Annotated in this window: 19 protein-coding genes and 1 tRNA gene; 5 read left to right on the forward strand and 15 right to left on the reverse strand. The window is 40.7% G+C overall.

What is annotated here, in order from left to right:
* Window positions 1-82: 82 nt before the first annotated feature.
* Both thiT and MHB66_RS14345 read left to right on the forward strand, forming a co-directional pair.
* A complete protein-coding gene (gene thiT, locus MHB66_RS14340) occupies window positions 83-658 on the forward strand; it encodes an energy-coupled thiamine transporter ThiT (RefSeq protein ID WP_046313445.1) in 576 nt (191 codons plus the stop codon).
* 92 nt (window positions 659-750) lie between these two features.
* Window positions 751-939, forward strand: a complete 189-nt coding sequence (locus MHB66_RS14345) for a hypothetical protein (RefSeq protein WP_046313443.1) — start codon at window positions 751-753, stop codon at window positions 937-939.
* Here the strand turns inward: MHB66_RS14345 and MHB66_RS14350 are convergent.
* The 3 genes from MHB66_RS14350 to MHB66_RS14360 all read right to left on the reverse strand — a co-directional run bounded on the left by MHB66_RS14350 (window position 899) and on the right by MHB66_RS14360 (window position 3,685).
* Complete coding sequence (locus MHB66_RS14350) at window positions 899-1,453, reverse strand: GNAT family N-acetyltransferase (RefSeq protein WP_034284309.1); 555 nt, start codon at window positions 1,451-1,453, stop codon at window positions 899-901. The genes MHB66_RS14345 and MHB66_RS14350 overlap by 41 nt on opposite strands.
* Window positions 1,454-1,595: 142 nt before the next feature.
* The gene (locus MHB66_RS14355) at window positions 1,596-3,143 is read right to left on the reverse strand and encodes a flotillin family protein (RefSeq protein WP_046313440.1); all 1,548 of its coding nucleotides are present in this window, start codon (window positions 3,141-3,143) and stop codon (window positions 1,596-1,598) included.
* 11 nt (window positions 3,144-3,154) lie between these two features.
* Complete coding sequence (locus MHB66_RS14360) at window positions 3,155-3,685, reverse strand: hypothetical protein (RefSeq protein WP_034284306.1); 531 nt, start codon at window positions 3,683-3,685, stop codon at window positions 3,155-3,157.
* A gap of 206 nt (window positions 3,686-3,891) precedes the next feature.
* On the opposite strand from MHB66_RS14360, the gene MHB66_RS14365 reads away from it, so the two are divergent.
* Window positions 3,892-4,371, forward strand: coding sequence for a DinB family protein (locus MHB66_RS14365; RefSeq protein WP_024425883.1), 480 nt, complete (start codon window positions 3,892-3,894; stop codon window positions 4,369-4,371).
* 39 nt (window positions 4,372-4,410) lie between these two features.
* Here MHB66_RS14365 and MHB66_RS14370 read toward each other — a convergent pair whose 3' ends face one another.
* Both MHB66_RS14370 and betB read right to left on the reverse strand, forming a co-directional pair.
* Window positions 4,411-5,619 (reverse strand): iron-containing alcohol dehydrogenase, encoded by a 1,209-nt coding sequence (locus MHB66_RS14370; protein ID WP_025094230.1) that lies wholly within the window; start codon window positions 5,617-5,619, stop codon window positions 4,411-4,413.
* A gap of 27 nt (window positions 5,620-5,646) precedes the next feature.
* Entirely contained in the window at window positions 5,647-7,116 is a 1,470-nt protein-coding gene (gene betB / locus MHB66_RS14375; protein WP_046313438.1) for a betaine-aldehyde dehydrogenase, read from the reverse strand.
* Between the two features lie 206 nt (window positions 7,117-7,322).
* Between betB and MHB66_RS14380 the strand changes: the two genes are divergently transcribed.
* Both MHB66_RS14380 and MHB66_RS14385 read left to right on the forward strand, forming a co-directional pair.
* Entirely contained in the window at window positions 7,323-7,880 is a 558-nt protein-coding gene (locus tag MHB66_RS14380) for a GbsR/MarR family transcriptional regulator (RefSeq protein WP_034284303.1), read from the forward strand.
* A gap of 72 nt (window positions 7,881-7,952) precedes the next feature.
* Window positions 7,953-8,025: transfer RNA gene (locus MHB66_RS14385), tRNA-Ala, on the forward strand.
* Window positions 8,026-8,078: 53 nt separating this feature from the next.
* Here MHB66_RS14385 and MHB66_RS14390 read toward each other — a convergent pair.
* The 10 genes from MHB66_RS14390 to MHB66_RS14435 form a co-directional block, all read right to left on the reverse strand.
* A complete protein-coding gene (locus MHB66_RS14390; protein WP_046313435.1) occupies window positions 8,079-8,261 on the reverse strand; it encodes a hypothetical protein in 183 nt (60 codons plus the stop codon).
* A gap of 116 nt (window positions 8,262-8,377) precedes the next feature.
* The gene (locus MHB66_RS14395; RefSeq protein ID WP_046313432.1) at window positions 8,378-9,181 is read right to left on the reverse strand and encodes an N-acetylmuramoyl-L-alanine amidase; all 804 of its coding nucleotides are present in this window, start codon (window positions 9,179-9,181) and stop codon (window positions 8,378-8,380) included.
* A 19-nt stretch (window positions 9,182-9,200) separates the two neighbouring features.
* Entirely contained in the window at window positions 9,201-9,464 is a 264-nt protein-coding gene (locus tag MHB66_RS14400) for a phage holin (RefSeq protein WP_046313431.1), read from the reverse strand.
* A gap of 11 nt (window positions 9,465-9,475) precedes the next feature.
* Window positions 9,476-9,688 carry a BhlA/UviB family holin-like peptide gene (locus tag MHB66_RS14405; protein ID WP_017367922.1) on the reverse strand — a complete coding sequence of 71 codons (213 nt, stop codon included), beginning with the start codon at window positions 9,686-9,688 and terminating at the stop codon, window positions 9,476-9,478.
* A 36-nt stretch (window positions 9,689-9,724) separates the two neighbouring features.
* The gene (locus MHB66_RS14410; RefSeq protein ID WP_041115885.1) at window positions 9,725-9,868 is read right to left on the reverse strand and encodes an XkdX family protein; all 144 of its coding nucleotides are present in this window, start codon (window positions 9,866-9,868) and stop codon (window positions 9,725-9,727) included.
* Entirely contained in the window at window positions 9,865-10,185 is a 321-nt protein-coding gene (locus tag MHB66_RS14415) for a hypothetical protein (RefSeq protein ID WP_046313427.1), read from the reverse strand. The genes MHB66_RS14410 and MHB66_RS14415 overlap by 4 nt, the downstream gene beginning before the upstream one ends.
* A 12-nt stretch (window positions 10,186-10,197) precedes the next feature.
* Window positions 10,198-11,583: a hypothetical protein gene (locus tag MHB66_RS14420; RefSeq protein WP_046313425.1), complete on the reverse strand. Its 1,386-nt coding sequence runs from the start codon at window positions 11,581-11,583 to the stop codon at window positions 10,198-10,200.
* A 48-nt stretch (window positions 11,584-11,631) separates the two neighbouring features.
* On the reverse strand, window positions 11,632-12,759 hold the full coding sequence (locus MHB66_RS14425) for a pyocin knob domain-containing protein (RefSeq protein ID WP_046313423.1): 1,128 nt from the start codon (window positions 12,757-12,759) through the stop codon (window positions 11,632-11,634).
* Between the two features lie 7 nt (window positions 12,760-12,766).
* A complete protein-coding gene (locus MHB66_RS14430; RefSeq protein WP_046313421.1) occupies window positions 12,767-12,940 on the reverse strand; it encodes a phage portal protein in 174 nt (57 codons plus the stop codon).
* Window positions 12,937-13,266 (reverse strand): XkdW family protein, encoded by a 330-nt coding sequence (locus MHB66_RS14435; RefSeq protein WP_046313419.1) that lies wholly within the window; start codon window positions 13,264-13,266, stop codon window positions 12,937-12,939. The genes MHB66_RS14430 and MHB66_RS14435 overlap by 4 nt, the downstream gene beginning before the upstream one ends.

Consider the following 13,266-nt stretch of genomic DNA (forward strand, 5'->3'; position numbering starts at 1 on the left):
AATCGATATGTTTTTCTATGAATAACATACTCATCCTTACACGGTCTCTCCTTGCTCAATTCATGAAAAAGGAGATTTTTTTATGCAGCAATCAAATCAATTGGTACGACTGATGGAAATCGCGATTATGACTTCACTTGCTCTTGTATTAGATTACTTATCAGGTCTCTTTTTAAGAATGCCCAATGGCGGTTCTCTTGCGCTGATTATGATTCCCGTTATTCTCATGTCTATTAGATGGGGAATATCTACCGGATTTATCATCGGTGTGTTAATCGCAGGTCTTCAGCTGATGAATAGCCCGATCATCGCTACACCTGTTCAAGGATTCCTCGATTACTTCATTGCATCTGTTGTCATTTCTTTAAGCGGCCTGTTTTCTGGACTGATCAAAAAAGCCATTCAGGATCAAAAGCGAAAACAGCAATTCTTCTATATTACCTTAGCTGTTTTTGTTGCTAGTTTATTCAGACTGCTGACGTTCTTTATTTCTGGCGTCGTTTTCTTCTCTCAATATGCACCGAAAGGAACACCAGGATGGGTCTACTCTTTAATTTATAACAGCACATATATGGTTCCTTCATTTATTATTTGCAGTATCGTTCTTTGTATACTCATCCCAAGTGCATCTCGTTTGGTTTTTCCTCATCAAAAATAACCGGCTGATTTCAGCTGGTTATTTTTTTATGCATAATTTGCTGCTCTATGGAATCTATTAATAATAGAAGATTTCATGCTGGAGGTACGACAATGAGCCCTTACTCCATTATGCTGTGCTGCTATATTCTCAGTCTTGCTTATTTTTTGGTAGGTTTCTATGAAGCTTTAAAAATAGCAGGCGTGAAAGGAAAAGTAGAAGCTTCACCGTTTATTTCTTACATGCTGCTTGCTGTGCTCTTCACTTTTTTCTCTCATTATTACTGGAAGCTGACGATTTAATCCGCTGTACATGGTTATTCAATATAGAGAGCTCCCATCCATACCCTATTTCATTATGGTTCTCGCCAGCCAGCTCGAACTGGCTGGTAACGACAAAACTAGGTTGAAGTTTTTGATAAAATTGTTTTGCCGAATTTTGCTCAAACACCCATAGCATCAACCTCTGATACCCTTTTTCTATTAAATAATCGACACCTTTAGCAATTAAAGCAATACCCGCACCTGATTTCTGTTTCTGTTGTAATAAATAGATGGCATACAGCTCTCCATCATATGTAGAATAACGTTCGTCACGTTGTTTTCCGAAAGAAGCAAAACCAAATACGCCATCCGCATCTTCTGCGACAAACGTGCCTTCAAGCGATCTTTTTCTCCAGCTCTCTTTCCGATCTTTTATATTTAAACCATCCAAATAATCCTGATTAATAATGCCTTGATAAGTCGTTTGCCAGCTCTTCACATGTATTTCGGCGATTTTAGGAATATCTTGATGTACAGCATGTCTCACCTTCATCCGCACCACTCCTTTTAGTTTTTTACACCCTATCTTCATTATCATAAATTCCTATTACGTAGAATTCAATGGTCTGTATTTCAATGGTTAAAACTTCTTCTATAAAAAATAGACACCCTCTGCTGGAAGGTGTCTTTTGATTTTATTCTTCTATTTGAGTATTAGCGATCTCTTTTTTTCTTGGCTGTTTGATTTCGTTTGTCAGCTCTTGAATGCTTTGCTTCACATTTCCTTTGCCGGAAAAGTTCTCAATAATTTCTTTCACATCTATTCCAGAGGATGCTTTCAGACTTTCTTGCAGACTGGACATGAGGTTTGTGGCATAGCCTGTAACTTTATTGGCACCGCTGCCTTCCCCGTTACCGCCCGTATCCACAACAGTAATTTTATCAATGTTAGAAAGTGGTGCAGATACTTGCTTCGCATATTCAGGTAGCATTTTCACAATCATATCAAGGATCGCTGCCTGACCATACTGTTCGAATGCTTCAGCGATTTTCTCTTTCGCTTCCGCTTCTGCAAGTCCTTTTAGTCTAATGACTTCTGCTTCTGTTTCCCCTTTTGCACGATCCGCTTCCGCTTTGGCAAGCCCGTCAATACGGACTTTCTCAGCTTCTGCTTTTGCCATTGCTTCAATGCTGTATTTCTTCGCATCTGCTTCAGCAAGGCGTTTCGCTTTTTCCGCGGCAGCCGACTGCTCAACAGCATAACGGTCCGCATCTGCTTTCTTTTTCACTTCAGAATCGTATTGACGTTCACGACGCTGAATCTCTTTTTCTTCTAATTCAATTTGTTTCTGACGCTCAATGATTTTGACTTGCATTTCTTGTTCAGTTACGTGCTGACGGTTACGAGCTGTTTCTAGATCGTACGCTTGGTCAGCACTTGCTTTCGCCGTATCCTGTTCACGTCTGAATTCTGCTCTTTTCAGCTCATTGATCTTTTCTGCTTCAGCGATTTCAGTAGCACGCTCAAGCTCAGATTTCTTCGCATCTTTATCTGCTTCGGCACGTTTGATACGTGTTTCTTTATCTGCTTCAGCTGTTGCAATATCTGCATCGCGTTTTACTTGGGCAATTCTTGGTTTACCTAGAGATTCTAAATAGCCATTTTTATCACGAACATCTTTAATCGTAAACGATACAATGACAAGACCCATTTTCGCTAAATCTTGAGAAGCGACACGTTGTACTTCTTGAGAAAATTTCTCTCTGTTTTTATAAATCTCTTCAACTGTCATTGATCCTAAGATGGAACGAAGATGGCCTTCTAATACTTCTCTTGCTTCGTTTTCGCGGTCTTCTTTTGTTTTACCTAAAAATTGCTCTGCAGCAGTAGCAATTTCTTCAATCGATCCGCCAATTTTTATGATGGCCGTTCCATCCGCCATGACTGGTACACCTTGTTCGGTATAGACTTCAGGGGTTGAAACATCTAGCTTGCTAGATAGTAAGCTGAGCGGCTCTGCTTGTTGAAAGACTGGAAGTACAAAGGTACCGCCGCCTCTTACAATCTTAATCTTGTTTCCACCTTCATCCACGTGGACATTTTTACTTCCTAGGTAACTTCCTGTAACGATTAATGCTTCATCTGGACCTGCTGTCCGGTATTTAGAAACAAATACACCAATAAGTGCAATAAGAATCACAAGCACAATTCCAATGATCACTAAAATAGTTGTTCCTGGCATAGCATTCCCTCCTAGATTTCTTCATTTGGTATAACAGATAAGACGCCTTTGTTCACTTCGACAACTAGCACACGGGTTCCATATGGAATCTCCTCTTGGTCGAAACTGACAGCTGGCTTTGAGATTTTCCCGCTATTACTGATTAACAGCACTTCTCCAAATCCGTCTTTTGGAACAGATACAATGATCTCCCCAGTTCTTCCTTTTAAATCGGCTTCCGTATAAGAGAGAGATTCTTCAGCAGAGGAAAGCGGGACTAATACAAATACATTCAAACAGGTCACAAGGATCACTGCGAGGATCGCAGATAATACTGCGCCAAGCCCACTTCCTACAATTGCTGTTTTTTCAGAGATAAACCCTCCAGCCGAGAAAAAGGTAAGAAATGCGAGGATCAATGTTGGTTGAAGGAATGGAACAGGGATCGCTTCAAATAATCCATCAAATACATCGCCGAAAAAGACGAAAACAAGTGTCAGGATTCCTGATATCATTAATATGTATAAATACAGCGTCTGAAGAGGCAGCCCGAACACATCCATCTTCCTCATCCTTTCTTCATGAAATGAACATCTTTTGTTTCATTTAGACCACACCCACCTCCAATGTATTCCTTCTAACAGGTAATACGAACCACTTTTGTAAAGGTTTCATATTTCATCACAATTCTTCAAAGGGATTTTCGGATAGCTCAAGAATGATTGTCATGTACCATTATGTTAAAATTTGATCTTGAGGTGATGAGAAAATGAGTATATTACATGAAGCGAGACAAGAATTGTGGCACGAGCTGCAAGGTTTGAGCGAAGAACAATTGAACCAAAAATTATCTGATGATACTTGGAGTATTCAAGAGGTAGCAGATCATTTAAAGAAAATGGACCTAGTTGCAGCAAAACATCTAGCTGCTGAGGGTAAAAAAGCACCGATTAAAGAATATGAACCAAAACCGGTAGAAATGGCAGAGGACCGTTCGAAAAAAGCCACTGCGCCTAGTATTGTTGAGCCTGAACGCAAGCATGTAACACCTACACATTTAAAGGATGAGCTCGATACTGCACGTGAGCAGCTCAATCAAATTTTATCCACATTTACTGAGGAAGATTTCAAACGCGTCATTGCACATCCTGTGTTTAAAGAGCTATCCCTTAAGCAATACCTTGATTTTATCGGCGCACACGAAAAACGCCATATTCATCAAATCAAAGAAATTAAAGAACAACTATAGGCATAAAAAAGACTCCCTTTTGGGAGCCTTTTTTCATTGTTACACCGTTTTAGGTGTTAACTCAAAGCAGCGAGCATAAATCCATTTGTACGCTTTTTCGTTTAAATCTCTTGGGTTTCCAACTGTTTGCGGATCTTTCATTGCTTCTTTAGATAAACGATCAATCATATCTTTTGATACACCTTGTTCTTCTAATGAAGGAACTTCTAAATCCTCTACTAAATCATACATCCAGTTCACAGCTGCTTTGGCTGCTTCCTCTGTTGTCATTCTGCTTGTATCAATCCCAAACGCTTGCGCAATTCGAGCGAATTTTTCTGGATACCCTTTCCAGTTATACTCCATCACTGGTCCCATCATCGCTGCAACACACTGACCGTGAGCGACAGGAATAATACCTCCGAGTGTTTGACTCATCGCATGTGCAGCTCCAGCTGATTCACTTCCATAAGAAAGCCCGGCAAGCATCGCAGCTTGTGCCATTCCATATCTGGCTTCTAAGTCCTCGCCATCAGCAAAGGCACGGCGAATATAATGAGCTGCATATTCAATTGCCATGAGCGCTACCGCATCTGTAATCGGCTGAGCAAATTTCATCGTATAGCATTCAATCGCGTGAGCAAGCGCGTCAATTCCAGTCATTGCTGTCACATGAGGCGGCATGGACACATGAAGCTCTGGATCAATGACTGTTAGATGAGCTGCAATGAGAGGTCCACCAGTATTGAATTTGAATTCTCTTTCTTCATCAGTAATGACCGCCCACTGCGTTACCTCTGAACCTGTACCAGCTGTTGTCGGAATAGTGGTTAAAGGAGGGATTCTGTTTTCTAGCGGTTTTTTTCCCTCTGCCGCTTCGTAATCAAGGACTGAGCCTTCATGAGTCGCCTCTACTCCGATTGCCTTTGCTGTATCCATTGAACTGCCGCCGCCTACTGCGACTAATCCATTACAGCCTTCTTTTTCATATAAAGCAGATCCTTCGTTCACTAGACGGACTGGCGGATTTGGCTCTACTTTATCAAATAGAACGACATCGATTTGTGCTTCTTTTAATGAAGCAATTACTGGGTCCACCACGCCGGCTTGATAAATACCAGGGTCTGTTACAAGCAATACCTTTGAAACGCCGTATGCTTTTACTTCTTCCCCAACATGTTTCACTGCACCAATGCCGTGTTTGATAACAGTCGGAATTTCAAATGTGTGGAATTTCTGCATGCTTTCAATTTTCATATTTAGTGTCATAAAGAATCTCCTCCAAATGCTTAATTTTTATTTAAACCAATGAACCGCTTCAGGTTTTGTATTTCGATATAAATGCTTCAGTTCGGTATATTCTTCAAGCCCCGTGCGTCCTAATTCGCGCCCAATGCCTGATTGCTTGTAGCCACCCCAAGGTGCTTGAGCGAAATAAGGATGGAAGTCATTGATCCAAACCGTGCCCAATCTTAATTGTCGAGCCACTCTTTCGGCCTTGCTGATATCAGAAGACCACACAGCTCCTGCTAATCCATAAATCGTATCATTTGCCAGCTTGATGACTTCTTCCTCTGTACGGAAGGATTCGACTGTCAGGACAGGTCCAAAGACTTCTTCCTGTACAATCCGCATATCTGACGTGCAGCCTGAGAAAATGGTCGGCAAGTAGAAGAACCCATTTTGCAGCGCCTCTGCGTCAGGTCTTTTTCCGCCTGTCTCTAACTTAGCGCCTTCTTCTAAACCGATGCTGACGTATTTTTCTACTTTTTTTCGATGCTCAGCTGAGATGAGCGGCCCGCTCTGGGTATCTTCATCAAAGCCGTTGCCTAGCTTGATTTTTTTCGTACGCTTCACCAGTTCTTCTAAAAATTCATCATGAATAGATTCCTCCACCAGCAAACGTGAACCTGCTGAACACACTTGCCCTGCATGGAAAAACACAGCATTCATCGCCTGGTCAACCGCTACGTCTAAATCAGCATCTTGAAACACAATATTCGGATTCTTTCCGCCAAGCTCAAGGGCTATTTTTTTCACATTCCCGCTGGCTCCCTGCATAATTTTCTTCCCTGTTTCAATACCGCCTGTAAATGAAATCAAATCTACTTGATCATTTACAGCAAGCTCATCACCAACGGTTGCTCCAGGTCCAAGCACTAGGTTTGCAACGCCTGCTGGAACGCCCGCTTCTTCCATGAGTTTAAATACTTTAATTGTGGTGAGTGGTGTGATTTCACTTGGCTTTAAAACAATTGTATTTCCCGCCGCAAGAGCCGGAGCGATTTTCCAGCTTGCTTGAAGCAATGGATAGTTCCAAGGAGTGATTTGTCCGCATACACCGACAGGCTCTCTGATTAATTCACTTTTCGAGTTTGGAATTGGCGATGCAATGATTTCCCCGCCATCTTTATCAGCCAGACCTGCGTAATATTGGAACACGTTCGCAATATCATCCATATCTGCCTTGCTTTCCTCTAATGTTTTCCCTGTATCAAGCGATTCCAATTTGGCTAGTTCATCAAGATCACGTCTAATCAATTCAGCTATCTTAAACACAATATTTCCTCTTTCAAGTCCAGGCATGTTTGCCCAGTCCCCTTGATCGAAGGCTTTTCTCGCTGCTTTAATGGCTAGCTGCGCGTCATTTCTAGATCCTTCGCTGACTGTCGCGATCACTTCTTGATTGAACGGATTGATGATATCCCGTGTGTCGCTACTTTTAGCGCCAACCCATTGTCCGTCTATAAATAGTGTTTGACTCATAGAAGGGACCTCCTCTGATTCTCTTTGGTAAGTTTGTTAAATAAAAATTTAACGTTTTGAACATAATTAACTTATCATGTTCAAATTTTTCTGTCAAAGGGAGATATGCTTCATTTATTTTGACATTTTGTATTCTTTCGTTAACATATAGTCCATAAAGATTTTTTTGAACGGATTGAATTTTCTTAATAGAAAGCAGGGACAAAATGAAAAAGCAGGAAAAGCCGCAAGCAGAAGATCGTATATTAGCTGCTAAAGATCTAGTCATTGATTCCATAGCTGAAACGATGGATCTCTATGGCATTACAAGAAGTGCAGGTATTCTATATGGAACGATGTATTTAAATGAGGAAATGACACTGGATGAAATGCGTGAAGAGCTGCAAATGAGTAAGCCGAGTATGAGCACGGGTGTGAAAAAGCTGCAAGACATGAATATTGTCAAAAAGACGTTTCACCGTGGCCGAAGAAAACACAGCTTTGTTGCGGAAAAAGACTTTTTTAAGTTTTTCACGAACTTCTTTCCGCAAAAATGGGAACGTGAGGTCGAGGTCAATTTAGCGGCAATTGAAGAAGCGCAAGAGCGGCTTCAAGAGGTGTCGCGTGATGATCAGCTGGAGGAACATGTAAGAGAAGAAGCGCAGCAGCTTATTGAGCAGCTTGAAAGCTCAAAAGCCTATTATGACTGGCTGAGACGATTAGCCCATTCTGTTCATTCTGGTGAAATTTTTGACTATATTCCGATTGAACAGAAGGAAAAATAGACGATGTGTTTACGTTTTACAGCTTGAATTTCAGAGGAGGATTGATTATAATAAATTATGTCGTCATACCTCGGGGCATTAGCTCAGCTGGGAGAGCGCTACGCTGGCAGCGTAGAGGTCAGCGGTTCGATCCCGCTATGCTCCATACGAAAAACCATTCTTGTAAAATCAAGGATGGTTTTTTTATGTACATATCTCTTACAGTTCTGTTTGTTCTTTGTTTTTTCTTAATAACTTTATGATGCGGTATGTGATCACAGAAAGATAAGTTAGGATGAGAATGATTGTATAGGACACAGGGAAGTCGCTCGTCATTCCGTGATAAATGAAATAGATGAGCAGCACTGACAGCAAAATGATCTGGAGCAGTTCTTTTTTCATTTTTCTCTCCTCTCATGATAGGGATTTGGCCAATTATATCACAAATGATGTCATTTTTTGTTAGCTATCAGCAAGGAAGCATTTCCTCACTTGCTGATAGCTTTTTTTATAGATCATCATTTCTTCTGTAATTGTTCGATTTTGTTCTTCGTCTTCGGTCCGTAAATCCCGTCTGCAGCTAAGCCGTTCATGAGCTGGAACCGCTTGACCGCGTTCGCCGTTTTCGGTCCATAATAGCCGTCAATCCCGTTGTTTTTTGCCCCTTTGTCTGGGTAAAAATAGAGGGTAGATAAGGCTTTTTGCACGGCTGTGACTTGAGGGCCTTTTGTTAAGGGCTTGGTGACTTTTAAAATGCCAGATGGCAGGTTTGACGATTTCTGTTTGGGAACGGGTGCTTTGTGGCTCAAGCTTTCTGTCTGAACTGGTTTTCTTGTGCTTTTGCTGCCGGTATGCGCTGTGGCTATTCCAGCTTTAAACTGATCCCACCGTCCGAGAAGTTTCCTTGGACACTCTTTCCCGCTCCAATGTTTATGAGGCACTACATTTGATAAGGGAATTCCGAAATCTCCCATCAGCTTTCGAATGAGCCATTGGGCATTTTCGACTGCTTGTTCAAAGCTGCCGTCTGCATTTTCACAAATTTCAATACCAATTGATTTCATATTGCCGGTGCCTCTGCCATCCCCTGCGTGCCAGCCGTTTTCGTTTAACGGTAAATGCTGATAAATCACCTGATCATCAACGGTGTAATGCCAGCTGACCCCGGTACTTGAACGTGCAACAAACGCTGCATGACTGGCCGCATTAGCGCCTTTTGCACTGTTAGACGTATTATGCACTGTAATATAGAGCGGCTTCATCGTGTTTCCTGGTCTGTTGCGATGTTGTTTTGGAATCAATGCTTGAATGATTTTTACCATGTCGTTTCTCCTTCAAGTATTATTTTGTTAGCCCTCTTTGTTTCAGAGCATCTTTTTGTAATTTGCCTTTGTAGGTCACATAATTGTTTTTAAACCAAGCTGTTACCGCTGTGACCATAGTGAAAATTGTAGAACCTGCCACATATAGTGCCTCACCTGCGGTTTGTACTTGCTCCTCACTAATCGGCAGCACCGTCTGTCCAAACATGACAAGCGTTTGATTGATCAGAGCAATAAAAAGAAGCACTGTGCGAATCACAGTGCCTTTGTCGAATGTTTTCATGATCTTTCCTCCTATTTTAAATTTCGTTCAATTTTGTCGAGTTTGTCGATCACGACGTCATACTTTTCACTAAACTTTGCTAACACATCATTTTGCGCCTCGATTTGCTCATTGAGTTTGTTTTCTCTTTCCTTTGTTGTGTTGAGAACATAGAACAGAATCCAGCAAAAGAGAACGGCAAATGGGCCTTGTGTCATTAAGTTTTGAACAACATCTACTTCCATTGAAATCACCTTCTTTCCGACAAAAAAATAAAGCCATTAGGCTTCGTATTTGTCTCCTGTTATGTCTTGATAGTCGTCTGCCGAGATCCAGCCGATCCTTACATAAAATGCAATGTCCTCTGGGCCGTAACATTGCCAGTCCCAAAATTGTTTGATATCTGCTACAGTTGGAAACATCATTTTGAAGTCCCCCCTTTTTGCATAGCCAATAACTGCGTTAATTGTTTAGATAATAAGGCATTTTGTTTCTTTAAAAGTTCTATATCACTTGGCGGGAGTGGGGCTGGTTTTAAGCTATCTATATATTCCAGTGTCGCTGATTCATACCATTGTTGTTTTTCCACATCAAAAGCTGCTTTATAAAAAGAAGGATTATTGGGTGGAGCAATTGTTGTGCATTGATCTGGAATGATATAATTTCCTTCATCATCCCTCTCAAACACTACTATAGGTCTGACCAATTCATTTTGATGATTGTACTCATAAACTTGTATCATACTATCACTTCCTTAATTTAATGGGACGACTGTGTCTAAATAGTAGCCAGTTACTGCACTTTCATTCGCTGCCAGTAAACCAGTTAGCTTTAGCTCTCCTGTCTTATATATAAGTAATTTACTATGACCCGTTGTACCTGATACGGGAACTGACACCACAAGACCTTTCTCTGGTAAACCTTCGGCTGGAATCCGTCCACAGATGATTTCTCTATTTGCTTTTAGATGACCTCTCAGCAACAACAAATTTCCCCATTTTACATATTCAACTGGTCTATCCCCTATAGATGAACTTTTGTCTAAGGTAACACTAAGCCACGTGACATGTTCAAACTCAGCATTTGTCACTAGCTGTTTCCAGCCCCTGAAGATTCCATCAGTATGAGTAGTTCCGTACCAATGGCTGTTATCATAGCTTCGACTCACATGAAAAGTTTTGCGGTTATTTCCCGTTTCTAAAATATCTACATTAAACCAAGAAGCATCGGTCGTTGATGGCATATTTACTGCATTCGTTCCAGAGACATAATAAAAACCAGAAGGCAGAGTGAGTATATCTGTACCAGTAGGAATAAGCATTCTATTTCCATTCGCTTTCAATAATGGATGCTCGTTCAACCTCTTCCAGCCGCTCCATTCTTGCTGAGTACCGGTAACATCTGTCGTCGATCGATTGATGTATACATCGCCTGTATTATTCGCCCCAATGATCCAACCATAAGTATTTTCACTAAAGACTGATAAGGCCCTCATAGAACTTTTTGTAGGCAGATCGGGGTGTGCTTCATGAATATACCAAGAATGCACGCCCGGTAATTTGATAAGTTTATCTAAAATACTAGGATCGTTTGCATTAATTCTTTCATAAGCTTTTCCATCGTCAGCAGTGATTTTAGATAGTTGTCCTGCGTCCCATTTGTTTTTTTCATTTTGTGTCGGCAATTGGAGCCAGTTAATTCCGTCGTCATTCACATGATAGGAAAAACAAAATGCATTGCCTGATGTGTCAATCGCGATTCCTACGCCAATATTATTTTGACCTACAAGCTGAAAGCCTCTTAATGCAGCATTACCTATAGCAGGAGAATCGACTACTCCAGAACCTCCCGGAGCATAGAACGAGCAGGCACCTAACGATTTAATCCCGTTATAAATACTGCCGCCAGCAGGGATATTCACCAACTGGGACCCGTTATCATTTGTCATTTTATATAACTGAGATTGATCCCATTTCTGCTTTTCTGTTACAGATGCATGAGATGTTGCATCATTTTTGTGTTGATTGATTTGATCCAAAAGTCCAACATCATTTTCAAGAATAACCTTGATCATGTCATTAAACAGATCTGCATGGGCTTTGTCACTGACTTTAAAAGAACGAGGTGTCTTTATCTCCATGAACATTCTCCTTTTATATTTCAGCTCTAAATATTGGTTTTATTAGTTTCACCTTGTGCTGAACTTAAAACCAAATGTAATAAACTCAGTGGGATTGGCGTTATTTGAAGATGATTGTACACATACATTACCCTCTTTATCTATTAAGGTACGATGGAATTGTGGTACTCCTGGAGTCCCTATACTAGAAGCGACTCCTACAAAATGCATTGCCTGTTTCGGCCAATATTCTTCAGGCAAATTAAACACTGCATTATTTCCTAATGTCCCACCTTTTACAGCTCCTACTATCTCAACTTCACCTAGGAGATTCTTGCGATATTTTACTGGTAAATTAATAGGGTCATATTCCTTCCAATTGCTTTTAATCTCTTTAGGTGTTTCCCAAGATCCTTCTAATAAATCTGATAGCGTGATTTGCTTCTCCCATGGTGTCCATGATTCTGCATTGTGTTTAAGAACTCTAAAGTATGTGTTCTTCCCATAAACAGATTCGTATGCTATTTGCACTAATGTACTGCCATAACTCATGACCAATAAAAACACTCGATTAAAGGATGATGGACCGTTTATACCTTGGTTATAAATGAGGTACATTCCTGTCTGAGTGAGGGTGTTATAGTCTGTTTCGCTAGCAAATCCATGATAAATGGGCTTTCCATTATCTTGTGTGATTTTTACTAATTGACCGTTATCCCATCTATTCATATCGCTTTCTGTAGGCAGCTTTGTCCATGAAATCGATGTATGTCCAGCATCATAATAGAAAAAATAAGCATTTCCTGACATATCAATTGCAAAGCCAGATCCAATATTTTCTTGCCCTACTGTCTGCAGCCCTCTTATTGATACATTCGGTAAGGCAGGTGAATCCTCCACACCAGCAGCTGCATAAAATGTACATGTTCCTTTGTCTTTTATCGCATCAAATATACTTCCCCCGGCTGACACATTGATAAGCTGTCTTCCACTATCAGCCGTGATCTTATAACTCTGGGATTCATTCCATTTTTTCTTTTCTGTTTCAGATGCGTGTACTCCGCCATCATTTGTATGTTTTAAGAGATGCTCTAATAATCCAGTATCATTTTCAAGTAGTACTCTGACCATGTCATTAAACAGATCTGCATGCGCTTTATCATTCACGTTAAAAAGTTTTGGTTCTTTTATTTCCATTCGGTTTTCACTCCCTTGCCTTGAAATTTGGTTCAATCTCTTGCAGCTGCTCTAAAGTGAGTATCCTTTGCTCGTATCCTGCATTTAGATCTTCCATTGAACAATCACCTAGTTCAATTGCCTGTTTGACCAATTCAGGTGTCACCCATTTGAAATATAATGCCATTACCCAATAACTCATCTATCACCCTCTCCTTTAATGAAAAGGATCTCATTTTTTAGCGCTTTTAGTTCGTTTGATAGAAGATCACATTGATGTTCAAGCTGCTTTCTCATCAGCTTTTCTTTTGCTACTTCTTGCGCTAGATAATCTAGTGGGAGCGGTGGTTGATACCTTGGATTGGCTTGTGATTCCTCCCACCATTTTTTCAATTCTTCTTCTGTTGGTTTGGGCACATCAAGATACCATTCATCTATATACGAACCAGCGCCGTCATTTCTTAGTTCAAAATCCTTTTGCGGATCCGCATCGGGATATTTATATTTAATGGCTTCATATAAAATCAT

The organism is Bacillus sp. FSL L8-0167 (assembly GCF_038630295.1).
GTDB classification, from domain to species: Bacteria; Bacillota; Bacilli; order Bacillales; family Bacillaceae; genus Bacillus; species Bacillus safensis.

What these genes read in the sequence shown, in the direction of transcription:
- MHB66_RS14350 (WP_034284309.1), bottom strand. Translation starts at nt 1,453, where the DNA reads ATGAAGGTGAGACATGCTGTACATCAAGATATTCCTAAAATCGCCGAA.
- betB (WP_046313438.1), bottom strand. Translation starts at nt 7,116, where the DNA reads ATGAGTCAAACACTATTTATAGACGGACAATGGGTTGGCGCTAAAAGT.
- MHB66_RS14430 (WP_046313421.1), bottom strand. Translation starts at nt 12,940, where the DNA reads ATGAGTTATTGGGTAATGGCATTATATTTCAAATGGGTGACACCTGAA.
- MHB66_RS14410 (WP_041115885.1), bottom strand. Translation starts at nt 9,868, where the DNA reads ATGATGTTTCCAACTGTAGCAGATATCAAACAATTTTGGGACTGGCAA.
- MHB66_RS14405 (WP_017367922.1), bottom strand. Translation starts at nt 9,688, where the DNA reads ATGGAAGTAGATGTTGTTCAAAACTTAATGACACAAGGCCCATTTGCC.
- MHB66_RS14390 (WP_046313435.1), bottom strand. Translation starts at nt 8,261, where the DNA reads ATGAAAAAAGAACTGCTCCAGATCATTTTGCTGTCAGTGCTGCTCATC.
- MHB66_RS14425 (WP_046313423.1), bottom strand. Translation starts at nt 12,759, where the DNA reads ATGGAAATAAAAGAACCAAAACTTTTTAACGTGAATGATAAAGCGCAT.
- MHB66_RS14380 (WP_034284303.1), top strand. Translation starts at nt 7,323, where the DNA reads ATGAAAAAGCAGGAAAAGCCGCAAGCAGAAGATCGTATATTAGCTGCT.
- MHB66_RS14355 (WP_046313440.1), bottom strand. Translation starts at nt 3,143, where the DNA reads ATGCCAGGAACAACTATTTTAGTGATCATTGGAATTGTGCTTGTGATT.
- MHB66_RS14365 (WP_024425883.1), top strand. Translation starts at nt 3,892, where the DNA reads ATGAGTATATTACATGAAGCGAGACAAGAATTGTGGCACGAGCTGCAA.
- MHB66_RS14400 (WP_046313431.1), bottom strand. Translation starts at nt 9,464, where the DNA reads ATGAAAACATTCGACAAAGGCACTGTGATTCGCACAGTGCTTCTTTTT.
- MHB66_RS14370 (WP_025094230.1), bottom strand. Translation starts at nt 5,619, where the DNA reads ATGACACTAAATATGAAAATTGAAAGCATGCAGAAATTCCACACATTT.
- MHB66_RS14345 (WP_046313443.1), top strand. Translation starts at nt 751, where the DNA reads ATGAGCCCTTACTCCATTATGCTGTGCTGCTATATTCTCAGTCTTGCT.
- MHB66_RS14435 (WP_046313419.1), bottom strand. Translation starts at nt 13,266, where the DNA reads ATGATTTTATATGAAGCCATTAAATATAAATATCCCGATGCGGATCCG.
- MHB66_RS14420 (WP_046313425.1), bottom strand. Translation starts at nt 11,583, where the DNA reads ATGGAGATAAAGACACCTCGTTCTTTTAAAGTCAGTGACAAAGCCCAT.
- thiT (WP_046313445.1), top strand. Translation starts at nt 83, where the DNA reads ATGCAGCAATCAAATCAATTGGTACGACTGATGGAAATCGCGATTATG.
- MHB66_RS14395 (WP_046313432.1), bottom strand. Translation starts at nt 9,181, where the DNA reads ATGGTAAAAATCATTCAAGCATTGATTCCAAAACAACATCGCAACAGA.
- MHB66_RS14415 (WP_046313427.1), bottom strand. Translation starts at nt 10,185, where the DNA reads ATGATACAAGTTTATGAGTACAATCATCAAAATGAATTGGTCAGACCT.
- MHB66_RS14360 (WP_034284306.1), bottom strand. Translation starts at nt 3,685, where the DNA reads ATGGATGTGTTCGGGCTGCCTCTTCAGACGCTGTATTTATACATATTA.